The 21,909-nt window shown below is 74.0% G+C and carries 25 protein-coding genes; 9 read left to right on the forward strand and 16 right to left on the reverse strand.

The genetic code is table 11. The annotated features are described in order from the left end of the window. Positions 1-15: 15 nt before the first annotated feature. The 3 genes from fabG to ACGFSH_RS16750 form a co-directional block, all read right to left on the reverse strand. Positions 16-777, reverse strand: a complete 762-nt coding sequence (gene fabG / locus ACGFSH_RS16740) for a 3-oxoacyl-ACP reductase FabG (protein ID WP_329407680.1) — start codon at positions 775-777, stop codon at positions 16-18. A gap of 182 nt (positions 778-959) precedes the next feature. Continuing rightward, complete coding sequence (locus ACGFSH_RS16745; protein WP_393349069.1) at positions 960-1,376, reverse strand: DUF3037 domain-containing protein; 417 nt, start codon at positions 1,374-1,376, stop codon at positions 960-962. Continuing rightward, positions 1,373-2,128: a HipA family kinase gene (locus ACGFSH_RS16750; RefSeq protein ID WP_393349071.1), complete on the reverse strand. Its 756-nt coding sequence runs from the start codon at positions 2,126-2,128 to the stop codon at positions 1,373-1,375. Before ACGFSH_RS16750 ends, ACGFSH_RS16745 begins: the two co-directional genes overlap by 4 nt. 213 nt (positions 2,129-2,341) lie before the next feature. Here ACGFSH_RS16750 and ACGFSH_RS16755 point away from each other — a divergent pair, with 213 nt between their 5' ends. Continuing rightward, positions 2,342-2,839, forward strand: coding sequence for a Rieske (2Fe-2S) protein (locus tag ACGFSH_RS16755; RefSeq protein ID WP_393349073.1), 498 nt, complete (start codon positions 2,342-2,344; stop codon positions 2,837-2,839). Here ACGFSH_RS16755 and ACGFSH_RS16760 read toward each other — a convergent pair. Beyond that, the gene (locus ACGFSH_RS16760; protein ID WP_393349075.1) at positions 2,826-3,482 is read right to left on the reverse strand and encodes a cysteine hydrolase; all 657 of its coding nucleotides are present in this window, start codon (positions 3,480-3,482) and stop codon (positions 2,826-2,828) included. The two genes, ACGFSH_RS16755 and ACGFSH_RS16760, sit on opposite strands and share 14 nt — an antisense overlap. 150 nt (positions 3,483-3,632) lie before the next feature. Between ACGFSH_RS16760 and ACGFSH_RS16765 the strand changes: the two genes are divergently transcribed. Beyond that, positions 3,633-4,100 (forward strand): pyridoxamine 5'-phosphate oxidase family protein, encoded by a 468-nt coding sequence (locus ACGFSH_RS16765; protein ID WP_393349077.1) that lies wholly within the window; start codon positions 3,633-3,635, stop codon positions 4,098-4,100. A gap of 66 nt (positions 4,101-4,166) precedes the next feature. Here the strand turns inward: ACGFSH_RS16765 and ACGFSH_RS16770 are convergent, their stop codons facing one another. After that, entirely contained in the window at positions 4,167-5,105 is a 939-nt protein-coding gene (locus tag ACGFSH_RS16770; protein ID WP_393349078.1) for a LysR family transcriptional regulator, read from the reverse strand. A gap of 73 nt (positions 5,106-5,178) precedes the next feature. Between ACGFSH_RS16770 and ACGFSH_RS16775 the strand changes: the two genes are divergently transcribed. Then, positions 5,179-6,123 (forward strand): DMT family transporter, encoded by a 945-nt coding sequence (locus tag ACGFSH_RS16775; RefSeq protein WP_393349080.1) that lies wholly within the window; start codon positions 5,179-5,181, stop codon positions 6,121-6,123. A 117-nt stretch (positions 6,124-6,240) separates the two neighbouring features. Here ACGFSH_RS16775 and ACGFSH_RS16780 read toward each other — a convergent pair whose 3' ends face one another. Continuing rightward, positions 6,241-7,572 (reverse strand): aminotransferase class I/II-fold pyridoxal phosphate-dependent enzyme, encoded by a 1,332-nt coding sequence (locus ACGFSH_RS16780; RefSeq protein ID WP_393349081.1) that lies wholly within the window; start codon positions 7,570-7,572, stop codon positions 6,241-6,243. Between the two features lie 35 nt (positions 7,573-7,607). Between ACGFSH_RS16780 and ACGFSH_RS16785 the strand changes: the two genes are divergently transcribed. The 3 genes from ACGFSH_RS16785 (at position 7,608) to ACGFSH_RS16795 (ending at position 9,786) form a co-directional block, all read left to right on the forward strand. Then, positions 7,608-8,297 carry a pyridoxamine 5'-phosphate oxidase family protein gene (locus ACGFSH_RS16785; protein ID WP_393349083.1) on the forward strand — a complete coding sequence of 230 codons (690 nt, stop codon included), beginning with the start codon at positions 7,608-7,610 and terminating at the stop codon, positions 8,295-8,297. Then, positions 8,297-8,941, forward strand: a complete 645-nt coding sequence (locus ACGFSH_RS16790; protein WP_393349085.1) for an FMN-binding negative transcriptional regulator — start codon at positions 8,297-8,299, stop codon at positions 8,939-8,941. Before ACGFSH_RS16785 ends, ACGFSH_RS16790 begins: the two co-directional genes overlap by 1 nt. Before the next feature lie 197 nt (positions 8,942-9,138). Then, positions 9,139-9,786, forward strand: coding sequence for a dihydrofolate reductase family protein (locus tag ACGFSH_RS16795; protein WP_393349185.1), 648 nt, complete (start codon positions 9,139-9,141; stop codon positions 9,784-9,786). 71 nt (positions 9,787-9,857) lie between these two features. Here ACGFSH_RS16795 and ACGFSH_RS16800 read toward each other — a convergent pair whose 3' ends face one another. Both ACGFSH_RS16800 and ACGFSH_RS16805 read right to left on the reverse strand, forming a co-directional pair. Then, entirely contained in the window at positions 9,858-10,856 is a 999-nt protein-coding gene (locus ACGFSH_RS16800; RefSeq protein WP_393349086.1) for a DMT family transporter, read from the reverse strand. A gap of 87 nt (positions 10,857-10,943) precedes the next feature. After that, a complete protein-coding gene (locus tag ACGFSH_RS16805) occupies positions 10,944-11,531 on the reverse strand; it encodes a Clp protease N-terminal domain-containing protein (RefSeq protein ID WP_393349088.1) in 588 nt (195 codons plus the stop codon). A gap of 331 nt (positions 11,532-11,862) precedes the next feature. Here ACGFSH_RS16805 and ACGFSH_RS16810 point away from each other — a divergent pair, with 331 nt between their 5' ends. Continuing rightward, positions 11,863-12,291 carry an SRPBCC family protein gene (locus tag ACGFSH_RS16810; protein WP_393349090.1) on the forward strand — a complete coding sequence of 143 codons (429 nt, stop codon included), beginning with the start codon at positions 11,863-11,865 and terminating at the stop codon, positions 12,289-12,291. A gap of 124 nt (positions 12,292-12,415) precedes the next feature. On the opposite strand, the gene ACGFSH_RS16815 is transcribed toward ACGFSH_RS16810, so the two are convergent. After that, positions 12,416-13,057 (reverse strand): PadR family transcriptional regulator, encoded by a 642-nt coding sequence (locus ACGFSH_RS16815; RefSeq protein WP_393349092.1) that lies wholly within the window; start codon positions 13,055-13,057, stop codon positions 12,416-12,418. A gap of 118 nt (positions 13,058-13,175) precedes the next feature. Here ACGFSH_RS16815 and ACGFSH_RS16820 point away from each other — a divergent pair, with 118 nt between their 5' ends. Next, positions 13,176-13,997 carry an SDR family NAD(P)-dependent oxidoreductase gene (locus tag ACGFSH_RS16820; RefSeq protein ID WP_393349094.1) on the forward strand — a complete coding sequence of 274 codons (822 nt, stop codon included), beginning with the start codon at positions 13,176-13,178 and terminating at the stop codon, positions 13,995-13,997. Between the two features lie 30 nt (positions 13,998-14,027). On the opposite strand, the gene ACGFSH_RS16825 is transcribed toward ACGFSH_RS16820, so the two are convergent. The 7 genes from ACGFSH_RS16825 to ACGFSH_RS16855 form a co-directional block, all read right to left on the reverse strand. Then, a complete protein-coding gene (locus ACGFSH_RS16825) occupies positions 14,028-14,867 on the reverse strand; it encodes a class II glutamine amidotransferase (protein ID WP_393349096.1) in 840 nt (279 codons plus the stop codon). Between the two features lie 55 nt (positions 14,868-14,922). Then, a complete protein-coding gene (locus tag ACGFSH_RS16830; protein WP_393349098.1) occupies positions 14,923-15,357 on the reverse strand; it encodes a hypothetical protein in 435 nt (144 codons plus the stop codon). Positions 15,358-15,601: 244 nt separating this feature from the next. Next, a complete protein-coding gene (locus ACGFSH_RS16835) occupies positions 15,602-16,033 on the reverse strand; it encodes an SHOCT domain-containing protein (protein WP_393349100.1) in 432 nt (143 codons plus the stop codon). A 283-nt stretch (positions 16,034-16,316) separates the two neighbouring features. Then, the gene (locus ACGFSH_RS16840; RefSeq protein ID WP_393349102.1) at positions 16,317-17,051 is read right to left on the reverse strand and encodes an HdeD family acid-resistance protein; all 735 of its coding nucleotides are present in this window, start codon (positions 17,049-17,051) and stop codon (positions 16,317-16,319) included. A gap of 55 nt (positions 17,052-17,106) precedes the next feature. Next, the gene (locus ACGFSH_RS16845) at positions 17,107-17,304 is read right to left on the reverse strand and encodes a hypothetical protein (RefSeq protein WP_329407713.1); all 198 of its coding nucleotides are present in this window, start codon (positions 17,302-17,304) and stop codon (positions 17,107-17,109) included. A 111-nt stretch (positions 17,305-17,415) separates the two neighbouring features. Continuing rightward, a complete protein-coding gene (locus ACGFSH_RS16850; RefSeq protein WP_393349104.1) occupies positions 17,416-17,979 on the reverse strand; it encodes a hypothetical protein in 564 nt (187 codons plus the stop codon). Positions 17,980-18,032: 53 nt separating this feature from the next. Continuing rightward, positions 18,033-20,780 carry a LuxR C-terminal-related transcriptional regulator gene (locus tag ACGFSH_RS16855; protein WP_393349106.1) on the reverse strand — a complete coding sequence of 916 codons (2,748 nt, stop codon included), beginning with the start codon at positions 20,778-20,780 and terminating at the stop codon, positions 18,033-18,035. A gap of 268 nt (positions 20,781-21,048) precedes the next feature. On the opposite strand from ACGFSH_RS16855, the gene ACGFSH_RS16860 reads away from it, so the two are divergent. Then, positions 21,049-21,867 (forward strand): PhzF family phenazine biosynthesis protein, encoded by an 819-nt coding sequence (locus tag ACGFSH_RS16860; protein ID WP_393349107.1) that lies wholly within the window; start codon positions 21,049-21,051, stop codon positions 21,865-21,867. Positions 21,868-21,909 lie beyond the last annotated feature (42 nt).

Below are 21,909 nucleotides of genomic sequence, written 5' to 3' on the forward strand. Positions count from 1 at the left end.
GGTCCTTGGCAGCGGTTAGTCGAGCGGTCCGCCGGCGACGTACAGCACCTGGCCGGAGACGAAGCCGGCGGCCTCGTTCGTGAAGAAGGCGATCGCGTTGGCGACGTCGCCGGGCTCGCCGACGCGCGCGACCGGGATCTGGGTGGCCGCAGCGGCCTTGAACTCCTCGAAGCCCATGCCGACGCGGGCGGCGGTGGCGGCCGTCATGTCGGTGGCGATGAAGCCGGGGGCCACGGCGTTGGCGGTGATGCCGAACTTGCCCAGCTCGATGGCCAGGGTCTTGGTGAAGCCCTGAAGACCGGCCTTGGCGGCGGAGTAGTTGGCCTGGCCGCGGTTGCCGAGCGCCGAGGACGAGGACAGGTTGACGACGCGGCCGAAGCCGGCGTCGACCATGTGCTTCTGGACGGCCTTGGTCATGAGGAACGAGCCGCGCAGGTGCACGTTCAGGACGGTGTCCCAGTCGGCGGCGCTCATCTTGAACAGCAGGTTGTCGCGGAGCACGCCGGCGTTGTTCACGAGGATGGTCGGCGCGCCGAGCTCCTCGACGATCCGCGCGATCGCGGCCTCGACCTGGGCCTCGTCGGAGACGTCGGCGCCGATGGCGACGGCCCTGCCGCCGGCCGCGGTGATCTTCTCGACGGTGTCCTTGCAGGCGGCCTCGTCGAGGTCGACGACCGCGACGGCGCGGCCCTCGGCCGCCAGCCGTACGGCGGTGGCCGCTCCGATGCCCCGTGCCGCGCCCGTGACTACGGCGACCCGCTGCTCAGTGGTGGACATTGCTGGTTCTCCTCGCCCTTGAGAAAGCCTGATGCGCCCGCAGGCGCTGTTCCGCCCCGGGCGGTGCGCCCGGCCGGCGCCGGTGCGCCCGACTGGTGAGCGACCGCTTAGTACCTTCGGCAGACGTGACGCTAGAAGCCCTGGCACCCGGTGTCAACGCCACACGGCGCCGGTGTGATCCATTACCTCACCAGCAACTGGAGGAGCCGGTCCGTCTCGGCCGCCGGATCGGCGGTGAGTCCGGTGTGCACGGGGCCCGGCTGGACGATCGTCGAGCGGGGCGCGATCAGCCACCGGAAGCGCCGTCCGGCGTCGTCGTGCGCCGCCTGGCCGGCCAGGGCGCCGCCCGCGCAGACGCCCTCGACGGCCCGCAGGGCGGCCCGCACCCCCGCCACGTCCGCGCGCGGGTCCAGTGCCAGCAGCCTCGCCTCGTCCAGGTGGGTGCGGGCGCCGACGTAGTCCCGGCCGCGGCAGTAGACCAGCACGCCCGCGTTGATGCACTCGCCGCGCTCCACGCGCGGGACGACGCGCAGCAGCGCGTACTCGAAGACGTCCCGGTCGCCGCCCTGGCCCGGCCTGATGATGTGGCGGTCGTTCACTCGGTCCCCTTGATGCGGTCGTGGATGACGGCGGCGCGTGCCAGGAGCGGCGCCGCGTAGGCGTGCCGGAGGCTGTCCGGGGTGTCGAAGCCGGGTTCGTCCGTCAGCCAGACGTCGGGGATCTCGGCGGTGACCTCGGCGAGCAGGTCCGCGGTGACCAGCGGGGCCAGCCGCTCCGCCGCGGCCGCGACGTCCGGCCCGAAGGGGGCGAGGACGTGGTCGGAGGCGTCGTAGGGGCGGGCCGCGGAGGCTTCGGCGGTGGGCCAGTTGTGCTGCCAGGTCATGGTGGCGCCGTGGTCGACGAGCCACAGGTCGCCCCGGTGCACCAGGAGGTTGGGGTTGCGCCAGGAGCGGTCGACGTTGTTGACCAGCGCGTCGAACCAGACGATCCGGCCGGCCTCCTCGGGGCTCACCGGGAAGGCCAGCGGGTCGTAGCCGAGGGCGCCGGAGAGGAACTCCATGCCGAGGTTGGTCCCGCCGCTCGCCTTGAGCAACTCCTGCACCTGGCTCTCGGGTTCGCCGAGGCCCAGCAGGACGTCGAGTTCCACGGCGGCCAGCCGGGGCATCCGCAGACCGAGCCGGCGGGCCAGCTCGCCGCAGACCACCTCCGCGACGAGCGTCTTGCGGCCCTGCCCGGCGCCGGTGAACTTCAGGACGTACAGGTTGAGGTCGTCCGCCTCGACGAGCCCCGGCAGGGATCCGCCCTCGCGCAGGGGCGTGACGTACCGGGTCGCGGTGACTTCCTTGAGCATCGCCCCAGGCTACTTGAGCGTCGCCGCAGGTGGCCGGGCCTGGGGCGATGCGCGGCCGACAGCTCGGCGACAGCTGCGGCTTACGCCGTGCTCATGTCGAAGCCGTCACCATCGCGACACTGCCCGAACTCGGCGGAGGCGCTGAACACGGCGTGCCCCCGGCCCGTACCTGACGGCAGATCCACACTCCCCCCTGGAAGGGAACCCCCCAGCATGACCAGCGCATCGTTCAAGTCCGCGTCGGGGCCCGCCCGCCGTACCGTCGTGGCGGCCGCCGGAGCCGCGGGGCTCTCCGTGGCGCTGACCGCGTGCGGAGGGTCCGACGACGACTCGTCGGGCTCCTCGCCGTCCGGCGCCGCGGGTGCCGCCGGCGGCACGGCGGCCGCGAGCACGGGCGGCGGTGGCGGGGACGACGCGGCGGCGGGCGCGGCGTTGTCGAAGACGGCCGACATCCCCGAGGGCGGCGGCAAGGTGTTCGACTCCGAGAAGGTGGTCGTCACCCAGCCGACGGCGGGCACGTACAAGGCGTTCTCCGCCGTGTGCACGCACGCGGGCTGCGCGGTGAAGTCCATCAGCGACGGCGTGATCAACTGCCCTTGTCACAACAGCAACTTCTCGATCACGGACGGCAGTGTGAAGAGCGGTCCCGCGCGCAAGCCGCTGCCCGAGGTTCCGATCAAGGTCAGCGGGGACTCGATCACTCTCGCCTGACCCCCGCCGGGGCGCCCGTCCCGAGCCCGTCCAGCACCTCGTCGGTGGTCGCGACCGTGGCGACCAGCGCGAGGGTGTGGCGGATCATCGCGGCGGTGTACTCGGCGGGCACCCCGGCGACGGCGTCCGAGGGCACGACGACCGTGTATCCCCGGTTGACGGCGTCGAAGACGGTGTTGGGGATCGCGATGTTGGCGGAGACCCCGGTCACGATCAGGGTGCGGCAGCCGAGGTTGCGCAGCAGGGCGTCGACGTCGGTGCCCTGGACGGGTGACAGCCCGTGCAGCCGCCGGACGACGAGATCCTGTCCGGCGACCTCGATCGGGGGTGCGACGCGGGTCGCGTCGGTTCCGGCGAGCTGCTGGACGGGAAGGCGTTCGGCCGCGCGGAACAACCGGGCGTTGCGGTTGGCGCCCCGCCCGTCGGGCCGGCGCTCCGCCACGGCGTGCACGATCTGGACGCCCCGCGCGCGGGCGGCCGTCACCAGCCGGGCGATGTTGGCGAGGGCTCCGGACTCCCTCGCCTCGCGGGCGAGTTCCGGCAGGGCGGCGGCCGGGCCGACGACGCCCTGCTGGCACTCCACCGTGATCAGGACGGTGCCGGCGGGGTCGAGCAGTGCGCCGAGCTGTTCGTGCGACGGCATGGGGTCCCCCTGACGTCGGTGTGGGGCGGGCGACACTAACCGCCATTGCGCGGAGAAGGAAGAAGACCCATCATTTTCTGACGGAGTCTCAGGAATCGGCGTCCCGGACCATCAGCACAGGACGACACAAGAGAAGAACGAGGGGGCCGGATGACCGCCACTCAGCGTCGGGGCCGGAAGATCATGATGACCTCGGGCGAGCTGGACGCGTTCCTCACCGTCCAGCGCACCTGCCGGGTCGCGACCGTCTCCACCGACGGCGCCCCGCACGTCAGCGCCCTGTGGTTCCTCTGGGACGGGAACGCGATCTGGCTGTACTCGGTCGTGCGCAGCAAGCGCTGGGCCGATCTGCGCCGTGATCCCCGGGTCGCGATCGTGATCGACACGGGCGAGGAGTACGACTCCCTGCGCGGCGTCGAGCTGTCCGGCGCCGTGGAGTTCGTCGGCGAGAGCCCGCGCACCGGCGAGCTGTGCGCCGAACTCGACGCGGTGGAGACCCTGTTCGCCCGCAAGAACTTCGGCCTCGACGCGATGCCGCACGACGGGCGGCACGCCTGGGTGCGGTTGAAGCCGGAGAAGGTCGTGTCCTGGGACTTCCGCAAGCTCGGCGGGGTGTGACCCGGCGGCCCGCCCCGGCCCGCGGTTGCGCCGGCCGCCTGGCCGCCGGTCGCCCGGCGGCCCGTCTCAGCCGGCCCGCTCCCCCGCCGGGCCGTCCGCCGGGCGGCCCAGCGAGCCGCCCGCCGTCTTGAGCGCCTCCACGGCGGCGCGGATGGAGGGCCGGCGGTCGGCGTCCGCCCGCCACACCGCGTACACATGACGGCGCACCCGCTGCCGCAGCGGCACCGTGACGACTCCTTCGGGCACCGGGTGCCGTCCGAGCAGCGGGGCGATGCAGACGCCGAGACCGGCCGCGACCAGGCCGAGCTGGGTGTGCGTCTCGGCCGCCCGGTGGCCGACGATCGGCTCCACGCCGCGCGAGCGCAGCGTGAACATGAGCCACTCGTGGCAGAACTCGCCCTCGCCCCAGGTGATCCACTCGTCCTCGGCGAACTCCGCGAGGTCCACCTCGTCCCGGTGGGCGAGGGGGTGTCCGGCCGGCATCGCGACGTCGGCGGGATCGTCGAGGATCGGCGCCTTGACCAGGCCGTCCGGCACCGGCATCGGCTTGTTGTACCAGTCCAGGACGACGGCGAGGTCGAGGTCGCCGCGCACGACGCCGGCGATGCCGCGCTCCGGCTCCAGTTCGCAGGAGCGCAGCCTCAGCCCCGGGTGCGCCTTGCGCAGTTCGGCGAGCACGCCGGGGAACAGCCCGCGCGCGGCGGTCGGGAACGCCGACAGCCGCAGTTCGCCCGCCACCTGGCCGCGCTGGGCCTCCAGATCGGCCTGGGCAAGCTCGACCTGGGACAGGATCCGGGACGCGTGCTCGGCGAGGAGCCGGCCCGCGTCCGTCAGCCGCACTCCCCGTCCGTGCTTGGCGAGGAGCCGCTGGCCCACCTCCCGCTCCAGTTTCGCCATCTGCTGCGAGACGGCCGACGTGGTGATGTGCAGGCCCAGGGCCGCGCCGCTGACCGATCCGTGCCGGGCGAGGGCGTCGAGGGTGCGCAGGCGCTCCAGGTTCAACATATAAGCGATGCTACGAGGTATTGCTCGAAAATTCTCGATTGTGCTACGAAGATGTCTCCCGCATCGTTGAGTCATGACCACGGCGACCGCATCCACCCCCTCTCCCACCGTCACCTCCCCTTCCCCCGCCGCCCACCGGCGCCACGCCCTCGACTGGCGGCTGCGCTTCGGCGCGCTGTCGCTGATCTGGGGTTTCAGCTTCCTGCTCATCAAGGTGGGCACCGGCGGCTACGCGCCCTTCCAGGTCACCTTCGGCCGGCTGGCGTTCGGGACGGCCGTGCTGGCGGTCGCGATGGCGGTCAAGCGGGAGCGGCTCCCGCGCGGGGCGCGCACCTGGGCGCATCTGACCGTGTCGGCGTTCCTGCTGAACGCCGTGCCGTTCTCCCTCTTCGCCTATGCGGAGCTGACGATCCCGTCCACGCTGGCCGGCATCTGCAACGCGACCTCGCCGCTGTGGGGCATGGCCCTGTCCCTCGTCGCGTTCTCGGAGGACCGGCCTACGCGGCTGCGGGTCGCGGGGCTCGGCCTCGGGTTCCTGGGCGTGCTGACCGTGCTCGGCGCCTGGCAGGGCTTCCACGGCCTGGACGCGCGGGGCACGTCGCTGGCGCTGCTGGCCTCGCTCAGCTACCCGGTGGGCTGGATCTACCTCCGCCGCACGCTCGCGGGCACCGGCTCCTCCGCTCTGTCGATGACGGGCGCGCAGCTGTTCCTGGCGACCCTGCAACTCGCCGTGGTCACACCGCTGTTCACCACGCTCCCGACCCGTTTCCCGCTGCTGCCGCTGCTCGCGACGGCCGCTCTGGGAGCACTGGGCACGGGCCTGGCGCTGCTGATCCAGTACGGCCTGGTAACGGAGGTCGGCCCGACGACGGCCCAGATGGTCACGTACTTCATCCCGGTCATCGCCACGGCGGCGGGCGTCGCCCTGCTCGACGAGCCGCTGAGCTGGTCGACGCCGGTGGGCGCCGCGATCGTCCTGGCCGGCGCGGCGCTGACCCAGGTGCGGCGCCGGTCCTGACCCGCGCGGGGCCGAAGGCGGGCCGGCGGACCCTGGGCGGGTGCGCGACGGCTCTCCTCACAACCGCTCCCTTCACGGCCGCTCCCCTCAAGGGGGCGGCCGCCCGTCATGGGGGCGTCAGACGTATCCGCGTACGCCGCTCACGCGTACTGCGGCGGCGACGGCGTCCGCGAGCCCGTCGATGTCGTCCGGCGTCAGCGCGGACACGGTGATCCGGACGCCGGGCGGGGACTCGACGCGGAACCGCGCGCCGGGGGCGACCGCCCAGCCCGACTGGAGCAGCCGGGTCACGGCCCCCGTCTCGTCCGGGACCGGCACCCACACGTTCATTCCGCTGCGGCCGCGGGCCGGGACCCCGCGGGCGGCCAGGGCGGCGATCAGCGCGTCCCGCCGGCCGCCGTACGCCCGGGCCACCGCCCGTGTGTCCACCGCGCCGTCGGTCCACAGCCGCAGCACCGCCCGCTGGGTCGTCCTGCTGACCCAGCCGGGGCCGAGGCGCTGGCGTCCGCTCATCCGGTCGAGGGTGATGTCGTCCCCGGTGAGGACGGCGAACCGCAGGTCCGGACCGTAGGCCTTGGCGACCGACCGCACGAAGGCCCAGTGCCGGGTGACGCCCGCGAGGGGGTGCAGGGGGAGGTCGACGATGCCATGGCCGTGGTCGTCCTCCACGAACAGGGTGTGCGGATGCTCCGCCAGCACGGCGCGCAGGGCACGCGCGCGTGAGGCGCTCACCGCCGCGCCGGTCGGGTTCTGCGCCCGGTCGGTGACGATCAGGGCGCCCGCCCCGGCCTCCAGGGCGCGGCGCACGTCCTGGGGCAGTGGGCCCTCGTCGTCGAGACCGACCGGCACGATGCGCAGCCCGAGGGCCGGCACCAGGTCGAGCAGGGAGCCCCAGCCCGGATCCTCCACGGCCACGACGTCACCCGGCCGCAGATGGGCTGCGAGGACGCGTTCGATCGCGTCCAGCGAGCCGGAGGCGACGGCCACCGGTCCGGCGGGCACGCCGTCCGCGTCCAGATCCGCCCGGGCCACGGCGGCCAGGCCGGGCTCCACCGGCGCGTGGCCGTACAGCACCGGCTCCCGGTCGCCCTGGTCGGCCGCCCACGCGAACGCCGGGGCCAGGGGCGGCAGCAGCGCCGTGTCCGGGTTGCCGGTGGAGGCGTCCCGGACGCCCGGCGGGACGTCCACCCGGATGAACTCTCGCCCGGTCGTGGCGGGCTTCGCGCGCACCCGGCTGCCCCGGCGGCCGTCCGTCTCGATCACCCCCCGCTCGCGCAGAGTGCGGTAGGCGGCCGCGACGGTATTCGGGTTCACCCCGAGCGTGGACGCCAACTCCCGCATGGGCGGCAGCAGTTGGCCCGGCCGCAGCTCACCGCGGCCGACCGCCGCCTCGACGCTCGCGGAAATCTCCGCTGCTCCACGGCCCTGGATCCGATAGTCTCCTAGCACAAAAGCAATTATGCACTAGTACAATGGAGAACGCCATGCAGGGGACCCAGCAGCCGACGACGCCACCGCCGCCCGCCGCCTACACCCCGACCGATCGCACGGTCCCCACCCGCGCGGCCCAGAAGGCCTCGTACGACAGGGACCTGGTGCACGCGATACTCGACGAGGGCTACGTGTGCCATCTCGGCTTCGTCCGCGACGGCGCGCCGGTCGTGCTGCCGACGCTCTACGCCCGGGTCGGCGAGACGCTCTACGTGCACGGCTCGACGGGCTCGCGCCCGCTGCGGATGACGGGACAGGCGGATCCGGGGCTGCCGGTCTGCCTGACGGTGACGCACGTCGACGGCCTGGTGCTGGCCCGCTCCGCCTTCCACCACTCGATCAACTACCGCTCGGTGGTGGTGCACGGCACCGCGTACGACGTGACGGACCCGCAGGAGAAGCGCGACGCCCTCGACGCCCTCGTCGACCACGTCGTCCCGGGCCGGTCCGCCGACTCGCGCCCCGCCAACCGCAAGGAGCTGGCGGCCACCGCGGTGATCCGCCTCGACCTCGGCGAGGTCTCGGCCAAGACCCGCACGGGGGGCGTGAACGACGAGCCCGAGGACCTCGCCCTCCCCCACTGGGCCGGCGTGGTGCCCCTGCGCAAGGGCTACGAGACCCCCGTCCCGGAGGCGGACCTCGCGCCCGGCGCCCGGGTCCCCGGCTACCTCGCGGCGCTGTGATGCTCGTCCACCCCTGGGACGCGCCCCACGACGACGCCGAGTGGCGGGACTGGCTGGCCGCGCACGACTTCGGCGAGCTGGCCGTCAACGGGCTGCCGGGAGAGCCGCCGTCCGTCCAGCCCCTGCACTTCGCCTACGACCCCGGCGACGACACGGCCGTCACCCACCTCGCCCGCCCCAACCCGCTGTGGCCGGCGCTGGAGGCGAACCCGGCGGTGACGCTGAGCGTCGTCGGCGACTGGGTCTTCGTGCCCGGCCCCTGGCAGGCGCCGCCCGGCGCCCCGGCCGAGCACGGCACGCCGACGAGCTTCTACACGGCGGTCCAGCTCCGCTGCACGGCGCACATCGTGGACGATCCCGCGGCCAAGGCCGAGCTGCTCGTCCGGCAGATGGCCCACTTCCAGCCGGAGGGCGGCTCCGCGCGCCCGGCGCCTGGCGAGGCCCCGTACGGCCGCCTGCTCCCCGGCATCCGGGGGATCCGGCTGGAGGTCACCTCCGTGGAGGCCAAGTTCAAGTACGCGGCCCACCGGCCGGCCGAGACCCAGGACCGCATCGCCGAGGGCCTGACGGCCCGCGGCGGACCGGGCGACGCGGCGGCCCGCGAGCACCTGCTGCGCCGGCGCGAGACGCGACCACAGGGCTGATCCGGCGGTTTTGCCGGGCGGGGGCCCGCCCACCGGGCCCCCGCCGGCGACTGGCCGCTCGCCCGCTCGGCGCGCCGTACGGGCACTCCTCGAAACAGCTGACGCGCCGATGTCGATCCGGCCGTGTCCCGTTCGACATCCTGGTGCAAGGACGCATCGCCACACATCAGGAGGCGACAGGACCGATGAGGAAATCCGTGGACCAGCTGCTGCGCGTGCAGAACTTCACCATCTCGAGCGACGGCGTCGCGGCGGGCGAGGACCAGACCCTGGAGCGGCCCTTCGGCCACCACATCGACCCGGGCAAGCTGTTCTCCTGGGCCGGGGCCACGGCGAGCTGGCCCAACCGCACCGAGCCCGGCGGCAGCCGGGGCCTGGACGACTACTTCACCCGGGATTTCAGCCACAACATCGGCGCCGAGATCATGGGCCGCAACAAGTTCGGCCCCCAGCGCGGTCCGTGGACCGACCACGAGTGGAAGGGCTGGTGGGGCGACGAGCCGCCGTTCCACACGCCGGTCTTCGTCCTGACCCACCACGGACGTCCGTCGATCACGCTCTCCGACACCACGTTCCACTTCGTGGACGGCGATCCCGCCGCCGTCCTCGCCCGGGCGCGCGAGGCCGCGCAGGGCAAGGACGTCCGGCTCGGCGGCGGGGTGACCACCGTCCGGGAGTTCCTCGACGCCGACCTCGTCGACACCCTGCACGTGGTGGTCTCACCGGTGAAGCTCGGGCACGGACTGCGTCTGTGGGACTCGCCCGACGAGCTGCTCGACCGCTTCCACATGGACGTCGTGCCCAGCCCGAGCGGGGTGACCCACCACCTCTTCTGGCGCAAGTGACGAACGCCTGACCGGCCGGCCTCGGCGGGCTCGCCGTCGCCGGCGGGCGGGGGCCGGGCGACGGGCCCGTTCTAGGCGGCCGTGCCGCGGGCCGACAGCTCTCGCTCGGGGCCGCCGGACGCGACAGGGTCCGGTGAGCCCTTGGCGGGCGCGGACGACTGGGCGATGAACGCACCGAGAAGCACCACGGCCCCGCCCGCGATCTGCGGGGCCGACAGGTGCTCGCCGAGCAGCACCCAGGCGAGCACGGTCGCGATGACCGCCTCCAGACAGGCCACCACTCCCGCGACCTGCGGGGAGAGCCGGCGCACGGAGACCACGCCGGTGACGTACGCGACGACCGTGGCGAGCAGCACGATCCAGGCGAGCAGGAGCCAGGCGGGAACGTCGGAGCCGTTCATGCCGGCGGTGTGCGCGAGCACGGACCAGTCCATCCCCCAGGGCCGCGCGACGACGCTCAGCACGGCGGCGCCCACGAGGAGGCCGTAGGCGATCACCCCGAGCGGATCGGGGACGTCGTCGCCGCCGTCGCTGCCCTGGTCGGACAGGACGAAGTAGCCGACCTGGCAGCAGGCGGCCGCCAGCGCGAGCAGCAGACCGAGGGCGTCGAAGCCGAGGCCCGCCCAGATCTCGACCACGCAGGCCAGCCCGCCGACCGCGAGCACGACGCCGAGCGCGGCGGCCCGCGTCACGGGCCGCCGCTGCACGAAACGCACCCAGCCCAGCACCAGCGCGGGCGCGAGGTACTCCACGAGCAGCGCCACGCCGACGGGGATCCGGGAGATCGCGGCGAAGTAGAAGGCCTGCACCCCGGCCACGCCGAGCAGGCCGAAGCCCGCGAGCAGGGCGGGCCGGCGGCGCAGCAGGGCGCGGTGGCGGACGGCGAGCGGCAGCATCACCAGCGCCGCGCCGGTCACCCGCAGCCACACCACGTGCAGCGGGTCGAGGCCCGCCTCGATCAGCGGCTTCGCCGCGACCCCGGACCCGCCGAAGGCGAGGGCCGACCCGACCGCGAGGGACAGGCCGACGCCCTTCCCACGGTTGACGTGGCTGCTCACAGTGGTACGCACCGCCCCATGATGACAGGCGATGACATGAGCGTCATCCCCGTTGACACCTGTCTCATCGGCTGGACGGGCGCGGCGGAACCCGGCCGCTCAGCAGGCGGACGAGCCGCCTTCCAGGCACTCCTCGCGCCCATGGAGGCCGTCCTCGATCCTGGCCCGCAGCGCGTCCACGTCGATGCCGGCGTGGGCGAGGACCTCGGCCGCGCGGGCCCCTGGGTCCGCGAGCATCGCCGCGAGCAGGCCGACACCCCGGGCCGGAGCGCCGGCGTGCCGAGCGGACTCCTCGCACGCCCGCTCCACCGCGGCCGCGGCCAGCGGGGACAGCCCCTCGACGGCCGTCGCCCCGGACGGCTCCACGACCGTCACGGCGAGCGCGGGGCCGCAGTCCTCGACGGCGCTCCGCCAGCGCAGTCCGTAGCCGATGCTGCGCTGGACGAGGTAGCCGAGCAGCCGGGCGAGCCGGGGGGCGCCGTCGTCGAAGGCGGCGCGCACCTGGGGGTCGTGCTCCAGCAGGGAGTGCAGCAGGTGGGCGGTGTCGACCTGCGGGTCCCCGTCCCGCGCCGCCCTGCGGCGGGCGGCGGCAAGCGCCGCCGCGGCCTCGGCGCCGAGCCGGGGGACGTCGTGCGGGCCGGGCGCCGCCTGGTCACGGGGCGGCTGCCGGGGGATGCGGGGTTGCACGTGCCCCATCCCATCAGCCCCGCCGGGCGCGGTCTTCCTCGAAAGGGAGCATCTTCACGTCCCACGCGGAGCGGAGCCGTGGCGCCGAAGTCTCCTTCTTACGGATGAGATCAGGCCGCTTTCACCGGCGGGACGCGCGCCGCCTTGACGCACACACCGCGCACCCCGCACACAGCCGCAGGACGACGACGCCGCTTCCTGACGGTTCGGCGGCATCTCCTGACGGTACGGCGCCACTTCCTGACGGTTCGTCAGTATTGAATGTTCGGCCATGCGGAGTTACGTTCCGCGACACCGCAGCCGGAGCTGCCCGACACGAAGAGGTGGTCGCATGGCCGAAGTCAGCGCGGAGGCACGCATCCAGGCGCCGGCCGAGAAGGTGTGGGCCCAGCTCACCGACTGGCCGGCGTACGGGGAGTGGAACGCGACGCACACCAACTTCCCCAAGGGCGGCCCCGCGACCCTCGAACCGGGTGCGACCTTCCTGGAGAACATGAAGCTGATGGGCTTCCCGGCGGAGGTCGAGTGGACGGTGGCGGAACTGGAGCCCGCGCGCGTCCTCGCGATCCGCGGCAAGGGGCCGATGGCCGTATCCGTGGCCACCCGCTACACCCTGACCCCCGACGGCGACGCCACGACGGTCCGCATCGACGGCGAGTTCACCGGCGCCGCCGTGTCCCTGATGGCCGGCAGGCTCAAGGACTCGGGGACGGCCGCGCTGAACGAGTCGCTGCGCAAGCTGGGCGCGCTGGTGACCTGAGCGACGCGCGGCCGCCCGGCCTGACGCCGGTTCGCACACCGCGCCCCTTCCCCGACACGCGAAGGCGCCCCGCGGACGGTTCCGCGGAGCGCCTTCCTCGCGGTTCAGCCCGCTGCGGGCCGTCTCAGCCCTCGTCGGCGAGGATCAGGTACAGCTTCTTGCGAGCCTCGTTGACGACCGCGAGGGCCTTTTCCCGCTGCTCCTTGCTGCCGGTCTTCCAGACCTGGCCGAAGGCCTCCATCAGACCGAAGCCGGCCTGACGGATCTCGCCGAGGGCCTCCCAGTCGACCCCGCGCGAGGCCTCCTCCCAGGGGGCGTCCGGGCCCGCCTCGGCGGCCGCGCGGCCTTCCTCGGTGAGCGAGAACAGCTTCTTGCCGCCGTCGCTCGCACTGCTGATCAGGCCTTCGTCCTCCAGCAGCTGGAGGGTCGGGTACACCGAACCCGGACTGGGCTTCCACGCCCCGCCGCTGCGCTCGGCGATCTCCTGGATCATCTCGTAACCGTGCATGGGCCGGTCCGTGAGCAGGGCCAGGATCGAGGCCCGTACGTCACCGCGCCGCGCCCTCCCCCTGGGCCCGCCCCGCCCTCGTCCACCCCAGGCGCCGGGGCCGAAGCCCGGCCCGCCGAAGCCGAAGCCGGGCCCGCCGGGACCACCCGGCCCTCCCGGACCGAAGGGCCCGAAGGCCGCACGCCGCCCGTCGAAGCCGCCCCGTCCGCGCCGGGGGCCGTCCTGTCCATGTCCACGCTCGAATCCGTGGGTACGCATCGCAAACCACTCCTTCATTCCATCGTTGATCTGTCGCGATGCGTCAACGATATATCGGTTACCGTCGCCCGGCAAGACCCGGCGACAGAGTGCACTCGCTTCCGCTTAGGGTGCGGACATGACACCTGCGCACGCCTCGCCCGTCCCCGCGCCCGGACCGGCCCGCTCGGCCGCATACCTCTCCGAGCTGTTCTCGCTGGACGGACGGGTCGCCCTGGTGACGGGCGGCAGCTCCGGCATCGGCCGTGCCATCGCGGGTGCGCTCGCCCGGGCGGGAGCGAGCGTCGTGATCGTGGCGCGCGGGGAGGCCGGGCTGGCCGCGACCGTCGACGAGCTGACCGCGGACGGCTGCCGGGCGGCCTGGGTGAGCGGCGACCTGAGCACCCGCGACGGGGTGCGCGCCGCGGCGGACCGGGCCGCCGGCGTCTACGGCGAGCCCGACATCCTGGTCAACTGCGCCGGGATCAACCTGCGACCGCCGATGGACGAGCTGGACGAGACGGTGTGGGACGCCACCATGAGCGTCAACCTGGAGGCGCCCTACCTGCTGGGCCGGCGCTTCGGGCCGGGCATGGCCGAGCGGGGTTTCGGGCGGATCATCCACATCACCTCGCAGCAGGCGCACCGGGCGTTCGTCCGCAGCGGCGCCTACGGCGTCTCCAAGGGCGCGCTGGAGTCGCTGGCCCGCTCCCAGGCCGAGGCCTGGTCACCGCACGGCGTCACCTGCAACACCCTGGTGCCCGGCTTCGTCATGACTCCGCTCAACACGCGGCTGTCGTCCGACCCCGAGAAGGTGGCGGCGCTGGCCGCCCGCACGATGATCGGCCGCAACGGACTCGCCGACGACTTCGCCGGGGCCGCTGTCTTCCTGGCCGGCCCGGCCTCCGGCTACGTCACCGGGCAGGCGCTCTTCGTGGACGGCGGGTTCTCCGTCCACTGACCGGGCCGACCACGGTCGGCCCGGTCAGTGCTACGCGGCCAGCGGGGTGAACTGCAGGATCTCGTCACCGCCCGGCTGGACGACGCCGTAGGTGTTCTCCGGCACCTTGTTCCAGGCGCCGGGCAGGTCGCCCAGGGGCTCGGAGACGATCAGCCGGGTCTCGTCGGAGACCTCGCGCAGGAACGCCATGTCGGGATGGAGCTCCCGCAGCGTGTCCACGCGCGTGCTGTAGAAGAGCGAGCGCGAGGCGCCCTGGCTGGAGTAGCGGAACGCCCACAGCCGCACCCCCTCGGTCACGGCGACCGTCATCTGCACCGGGAACTCCACTCCGTGCGCGCGCCCGACGCGCTCCACCAGGCCCACCATCCGGGCGACCGCGCCCGGCGGATCCTCCTCCAGGCCGAAGGTGAGGGCCAGGAAGAACATCAGCTCGGAGTCGGTGGACCCCTCGATGTCGGGGAAGAGCAGCGGGTCGACGGCGAGGGCCAGGTCCCGGCGGATGCGGTGGAAGTCGGCGATCGCGCCGTTGTGCATCCACATCCAGCGCCCGTGCCGGAACGGATGGGAGTTGGTCTGCTGCACCGCCGTACCCGTCGAGGCCCGGATGTGGGCGAAGAAGAGCGACGAGCGGACGTGCCCGGCGATCTCCCGCAGATTGCGGTTGCTCCAGGCCGGCCCGATCTCCCGGACGACCGCCGGGGTCCCGGCCGACCCGTCGGCCGCGTACCAGCCGACGCCGAAGCCGTCGCCGTTCGTCGTCTCCACGCCCATCTTGGAATGCAGGCTCTGGTCGATCAGCGAGTGGGTGGGCCGGTAGAGAATCGTTTCGAGCAGGATCGGGGTGCCCGAGTAGGCGAGCCAACGGCACATCTTCGCCGCCTTCCTGGCAGTGCCGGAGAACGGGACGGGTGGGGGCCCGGCGGGGTCAGTCCGCGAACCGGTCCGGCCTCACCACGCACAGGGCCCAGATGACGAACGCGGAGAAGGCGATCATCACCACGGACCACACCGGGTAGTACGGCAGCGAGAGGAAGTTGCCGACGATGATGAACCCGGCGATGACCACTCCCGCCACCCGCGCCCACATCGCTCCCGAGAACAGCCCCATGCCCACGATCACGGCGATCGCGCCCAGGGCGAGATGGATCCAGCCCCAGCCGGTGACGTCGAACCGGAACACGTACTGCCGGGTGGACACGAAGATGTCGTCCTCGGCGATCCCCATGACGCCCCGGAAGATGTCCAGCACGCCGGTGAGCAGGAGGGTGACGGCGGCGAAGGCCATCAGTCCCCCGGCCCAGGCCTGCCGGGCCGGATGCCGTTCGGCGGCCGGGGGGCGACTGCTGTGCGTCTCGGTCATGGCGGCGCCTCGATTCGTCGTGGTCGTTCGCGGGTCGCCCGCAGACCGGTCACGGCCGGTCTGCGGGCCGGTCTGCGGGCCGGTCTGCGGGCCGGTCGCGGGCGGCGGGGCGGACCGCTCGGCGCCCTCGTGCCCCGGCCCCTGGCCCGTCGGCCGGGCCCACTCGGAGGCCCGCTCGCGGTGGACGCCCGCTTGTGGTGCACGGTCCGCCCGCCGTGGGCGGCCGGCCGGTCCGGTGGCCGGTTCAGTGGCGGGAACCGCTCAGGACCATCTGCTTCGCCTTGGCGAACTCCTCGTCCGTGATATCGCCGCGGGCGCGGATCTCGGAGAGCCGGGCGAGTTCGTCGACGCTGCTGGAGGAGCCGCCGGAGCCCTTGGCCGTCTCACGGATGTAGCTGTCGAAGGCCTTCTGCTGCTCACGCGCCTGCGAGGCCTCCCTGCGCCCCATGTCCTTGCCGCGCGCGATCACGTAGACGAACACGCCGAGGAAGGGCAGAAGGACGCAGAAGGCCAGCCAGCCGGCCTTGGCCCAGCCGCTGAGGTGGTCGTCGCGCAGGACGTCGACGACGACCCGGAACAGCAGGACGAACCACATGATCCACAGGAAGAACACCAGCATGGTCCAGAAGGCGCTCAGCAGTGGATAGTCGTACGCGAGGTAGGTGTCCCCACTCATCTCTTTCCTCCGTTCCGGGCTCTCGCCCGACAACCCGGCATGGCGTCGCATGCCGGTCCCAGCCTGCGCCGGACGCGGCCCGCCGGCCTCACCCGGAAGGGGTGAGCCGGGGACGGGTGAGCCGAGGACAGGTGAACCCGGGAAGGGTGAGCCGGGGCGGGGTGCCGCGGGAGGGCGCGAGGCCCTGAGCGGCCGGCCCGAGGCGTGACGGCCCCGACCGTCCCCGCGCGGCGGGTGAACGGCGACGGCGACGTGCACATCAGCCCGCACGTCGGCGCGCGCATCAGACGGTCCCCTCGCGGTCGCCGCCCTCCCGGCCCCCGTCCGCAGCCCTCTCCCAGTCTCGCTCCCCGTCCCGTACGGCCGTGCCGGCCCTGCGCAGCGCCGCCCGCCAGGCGAACGCGACGGCGGCCTCGACCAGGGCGAGCAGGACCAGCCACAGGCCCAGCAGCCGGGTCAGCGCCCGGGCCGACTCGGTGGGCAGGGCGAGCACCACGATCCCCGCGACGACGGCGAGCGCCGCCGCGCCGATCACGACGCCCCGATGGGGCATGTCCTTCGTGGACAGCGCCGTGAAGAGGGTGACGATGCCGGAGACCAGCCACAGGACGCCGACGATCAGCGACAGCGCGGCGATGGTCTGGAGCGGGTTGCGCAGGCACAGCACCCCGGCCACCACGTACAGCACCGACAGCAGCAGGCCGGTCACCCGGCTGCCGCCGTCCTCCCCCGCGAAGGACGCCACGAACCGGAACAGCCCGGTCGCCAGCAGGTACAGGCCGATGAGGACCGCGAGGACGTGCAGGGTCTCGTCCGGCCAGACCAGGATCAGGATGCCCGGCACGAACGTGACCACGGCCGAGCCGAGGATCCAGGTCCAGGAGCGCCCGAGCACGGCCAGGGCGGCGGCCGGATCGCCGCCGGCCGTCCCGGGACGGGGGTGCGGGGCGCCCGGCGGCCGGGGGTCCGGTCCGGGGTGCTGTGCGGGCGGCGGTGCGGAACCGGGCGACACACTCATGACTCCTCCTCGTGTCCTCGCGGCGGGCGAAGCGTCCTGGCGGCGTGCGGAGAACTCACTCCGGCAGCTGGCGCATCTCCATGACCCGCAGGCCCAGGGACTGGCAGCGCGCCAGCAGTCCGTACAGATGGGCCTCGTCGACGACCTGCCCGAACAGCACGGTCTGGCCGGACATGACGACATGGTCCAGCTCGGGGAAGGCCTCGGTCAGCGCCTCCGAAAGCTGTCCTTCGACGCGGATCTCGTAGCGCATGAGCTGCTCCCGGGACGGCCTGGGACAGGCGGACTGCGCCCTTGCCCCCGATCCTCCGTCCCCCGCCGGCCCGCGGCCTCACCCGTCGGAGGTGAGAGCCGTGGGCGCAGGTCAGTGCGTGACCACGAGCTTGAAGGCGATGATCAGCAGGCCGAGCACGAGGTTCACGGACGCGGTGACCGCCGCAAGCCGCCAGGGTGCCCCGGCGCGGCGGGCCGCCGCCGTCGACCAGCCCACCTGACCCGCGACGGCGACCGCGAGCGCGAACCAGAGGGTGCCGGTGAGATCGAGGCCCAGCAGCGGGCTGACGGCCACGGCGACGGCCGGCGGGATCGCGGCCTTGACGATCGGCCACTCCTCGCGGCACACCTGCACGACGGTCCGCCGGTCCAGCCGCCGCTGCGCCAGCCGTGCCCCGAACAGGTGGGCGTGGACATGCCCGACCCAGAACACGACACCGGTGAGCAACAGCAGCAGAACCAGCTCCAGCCGGGGCAGCGACCCCAGGCCGCCCGCGCCGACCACCACGGAGGCCGCGAGCATGGACCCGTAGACGCCGCCGGTGTAGTCGGCGGCGGCCCGGCGCTCGTCCGCTCGGGCCCGGCGCCGGTCGGCCCGTGCTCGGCGCTCGTCGGCCTGTGCCCGGCTTCGCGTGCGGGGTTCGGTTCCTGGCACGGTTGTGCTCCCTCTGCGGTTCTGGCGGACCGGGCCGGTCCCCTCGCGGCCGTTCACAGCAGTCCTTGTTCGCGGGCGCGCCGGACCGCCTCGTTGCGGCGGCCCGCCGAGAGCTTGCGGTAGGCGCTCTTGAGGTGGGTCTTGACGGTGTTCACGGAGAGATACAGGTCGGCGGCGATCTCCTGCGTCGACATGGTGAGGGCCAGCCTGCGCAGCACGTCGAGCTCCCGCCCGGTCAGCTCCTCGACGAGCGGGGGCGGGGGGCCGTCGGACGGCCTGACGCCGTGCCCGTGCGCGTCGGCCGCCGCGCCGCGTGGGGTGGACGTGCCGAGAAAGGGACGGATCCACGGTCCGGCCTCGGTGAAGGGGCGCCGCAGACCGTCGTGCCGCGCCTCGCGCAGCGCCAGGGCGACGAGTCGGCTCGCCGCGGCCCGGTCGCCCGCCGCGTCGGCGGCCTGGGCCCGCACGAGAAGGGCCCGGACGGTCACGGCGGGACCGCCGCGGTCGCCGGGGCTCATCCGGTCGAGCAGGTCGATGGCGGCCGGCGGCCGGCCGGCGGCGAGTTCGGCGCGGGCGGCGGCCACCGTGCACGCGGGGGTCGCCGTGTGCAGCGACCGCAGCACCTTGACGGCCGTCTCGGGCCGGCCGTCGGCGAGATGCGCGGCGGAGACGACGAGCGCCGTCTGGCCTTCCGCCCAGGGTGAGGCGACGGCGGCGGGCACGGTGCGCCCGGCGGTCGCGAGCGCGGCCCCGATGTCCCCGCGGGCCAGCTGGAGCCGGGCGGTGGCGATGGCCCGGCCCGCCTCCATGACGGGGTCCAGCAGCGCGGGGTGCGGCTGGGCCGCCTCCGCGAGGAGGGCCTGGGCCCGGTCCAGGTCGTCGCGCTCGACGGCGACGGCGGCCAGCACCAGCCGTCCCATGCCGGAGCCGGAGGGCTGGGGCAGGCCGTAGCGCTCCGTCTCGGTCAGCGCGGCGCGCGCCGTGCGCTCCGCCCCGGCGAGCCTGCCGTCCAGGTAGTCGATCAGCGCCAGCCGGCCGAGCGAGTCCTCGCGGGCGAGCGCCGTGGAGGCCCCGGGGACGGTCCCCGCCGCTCCCGTCAGGGCGGCGTGCGCGTCCTCGAACCGTCCGGCCCACAGGCGCGCGGAGCCCAGGTGGGCGAGCAGCAGGGCGAGGAGTTCGGGGTGCCGGTCGAGGAGGTGGGCCGGAACTTCGCCGCGCAGCGTCTCGGCGGCCGTCGCGGCCAGCTCCGCGCGGGCGGGCGCGCCGGTCAGCCGGGCCGCCAGCGCCTCCAGCAGCGCCCAGGTCAGCCGGGCCTGCGCCTGTGCGGGCTCGCCGCCGGGCGGGCCCCACCCGGTGACCGGGCCCGGCGCGCCCGCGAGCGGTTCTCCGCGCCGCGCGGCCGCGGCGGCCGCGGTCGCCGTCCCGTCGAACACGGCCGACAGGCCCTCTTCCGCCCGGCGCAGATGACCCAGGCCGCGGTCGACCTCGTGCCGGGCCAGTTCGCGGGCCGCCCGCACAAGTTCGGCGGCGGGGCCCGCGGCCTCCGGCCCCATCCGGGAGAAGAGTTCACCCAGCTCGTCCGAGCGCAGGCCGGCGAAGAGCCAGCCGATGGCGAGGTCGTCGACCAGCGCGTCCGCGGTGAACTGCCAGTCGCCCGCGGCGGCGCCGTGCCCCAGCGTCTCCGTGAGCGAGCCGGAGTCCCGCAGCCAGCGTGCGGCCCGCCGGTGGAGTTCGGTCTCCAGCCCCGGCGCACGCACCCGCAGATGCGCCCGGAGGATCTCGCCGAACAACGGATGCAGGCGGTACCAGTCCTGCTCCAGGTGCTCGACGAAGGCGTTCGCGCGGCACAGACCGGCCAGGATGGGCTCGGCGTCGGTCCGGCCCGTGAGCGCGTTGACCAGGTCCGGGCGGAACCGGTCGAGGACGCTGACCCGCAGCAGCAGGTCCTGGGTCGGAGCGGGCTGCCGTCTGAGCACCTCCGCCAGCAGGAAGTCGGCGACCGAGGTGCGGTCGGCCTCGAACTCCTTGAGGTAGGTCTGCGGGTCGGGGCTCTCGCGTGCGGCGAGGGCGCACAGCCGCAGGCCCGCGGCCCAGCCACGGGTGCGTTCCACGAGCCCTCGGGTGGCGGGCTCCGGAAGGCGCAGTCCGTGCAGTTCCAGCAGTGCCGCGGCCTCCTCGCAGGTGAAGGCGAGTTCCGCGCCCCGGATCTCCGTCAGGGCCCCGGCCGCCCGGTAGCGGTGCAGCGGCAGCAACGGCTCGGTGCGGGTGACGAGCACGAGACGCAGCCCGTCGCCGGCGTGGTGCAGCACGAACTCCAGTTGTTCGGCGATCTCCGGGTCCGTCACCCGGTCGTATTCGTCGAGGACGACGACGACCGGCCGGTCCAGGGCGCTCAGCTCGGCGGCCAGCCGTGCGAGCAGCGTCGGGGGCGCCCGGCCCGCGTCGGCCGGGCAGCCGATCCCGGCGGGCAGGGGCATGCCGCAGGTGCGCAGGGCCTCGAGCAGGTACGCCCAGAACACGCCCGGCTTCTGTCCCGCGGCGTCGGTGGTGAGCCAGGCGACCGGCGTCTCGCGCGCGGCGGCCCAGTCGGCCGCCAGCAGGGTCTTGCCGGCCCCCGCCGGGCCGTTGACCATGGTCAGCGGTGTCCGCAGGGCCTGGTCGAGATGGCTGACCAGCCGCTCGCGACGAAGGAACGCCACCGGCCGGGCCGGCATAGCGAACCGGGTGCGCAGAAACGGATCCCCCTGGGGGTCCGCGTCCGGCGCCGAGGGTTCGGCGTCGCTCTCCTCGGGCTCGCTCATGGCGCTCACCGCCCCTGGTCCTGAGCTGATGGATGGCGCTGCGCTCCTCCCTCAATATCGCAGCCTTCGGCCGGCGCCGCCCTGCGAGCGGGACGCGGTGCGAGGGGGCCCGAGGGGAGCGGCAGCGGCGCGGGCCGGGCGCGGGTGAGCGTGGCGCGGGGCGGGCGGGACCCGGGGACGGACGCGCGGCGGACTGCCGGTGGACGAAGGCCAGGATCGGTGGATTGGCCTTGGCGCGGGGCCGCGGCGACCCCCTAGCGTCGACCGCATGCGGATTCACATCGTCGACGCCTTCACCGACCGCCCGTTCGCCGGCAACCCGGCCGGGGTCCTGCTCCTGGACGCGGACGCCTTCCCGGACGACGCCAAGCTGCAGAACGTGGCCCTGGAGGTCAACCACGCCGAGACGGCGTTCGCCCACCGGCTCCCCGAGGGCGGCGGGGCCGACTGGGCCCTGCGCTGGTTCACGCCGGTAGCCGAGGTCTCCATGTGCGGCCACGCCACGCTCGCCGCGGCCCACGTCCTGCGCACGACCGGCGCGCACGAGGGACCGGTGCGCTTCGCCACCCGCAGCGGCGTCCTGGTCGCCACGCCCGCCGAGGACGGCTCGCTCACCCTGGACTTCCCCACCGCCCCGCTGACGCCGACGGAGATCCCGGCCGGTGTGGCCGAGGCCCTCGGCGCCGAACCGCTCGCCTGCTTCGACACCGGCCCGCAGGTGGGCGACCTGCTGATCGAGGTCGCCGACGAGAAGACCGTCCGGGCGCTGCGGCCCCGGCACCGGGAGCTGGCCGCCTACTCCAGCCGCGGCGTCATCGCCACCGCCCGCGCCGAGGACCCGGCCCGCGGATACGACTTCGTCTCCCGGTGCTTCTTCCCCAACGTCGGCATCGACGAGGACCCGGTGACGGGCAGCGCCCACACCGCGCTCGCCCCCCTCTGGTCCGAGCGGCTCGGCAGCACCGACCTCACCGGTCTGCAGGCGTCGCCCCGCTCCGGCCGCGTCCGCACCGCGCTGCGCGGCGACCGCACGCTGCTCACCGGCCGCGCGGTCACCGTCATCGAGGGGGAACTGCTCGCCTGGTGACGCTGCGCGGGCGCAGGGGGCGGCTCGCGCAGGTCGCAAGCG

Source organism: Streptomyces sp. NPDC048481 (genome assembly GCF_043200075.1).
Classification (GTDB): Bacteria; Actinomycetota; Actinomycetes; order Streptomycetales; family Streptomycetaceae; genus Streptomyces.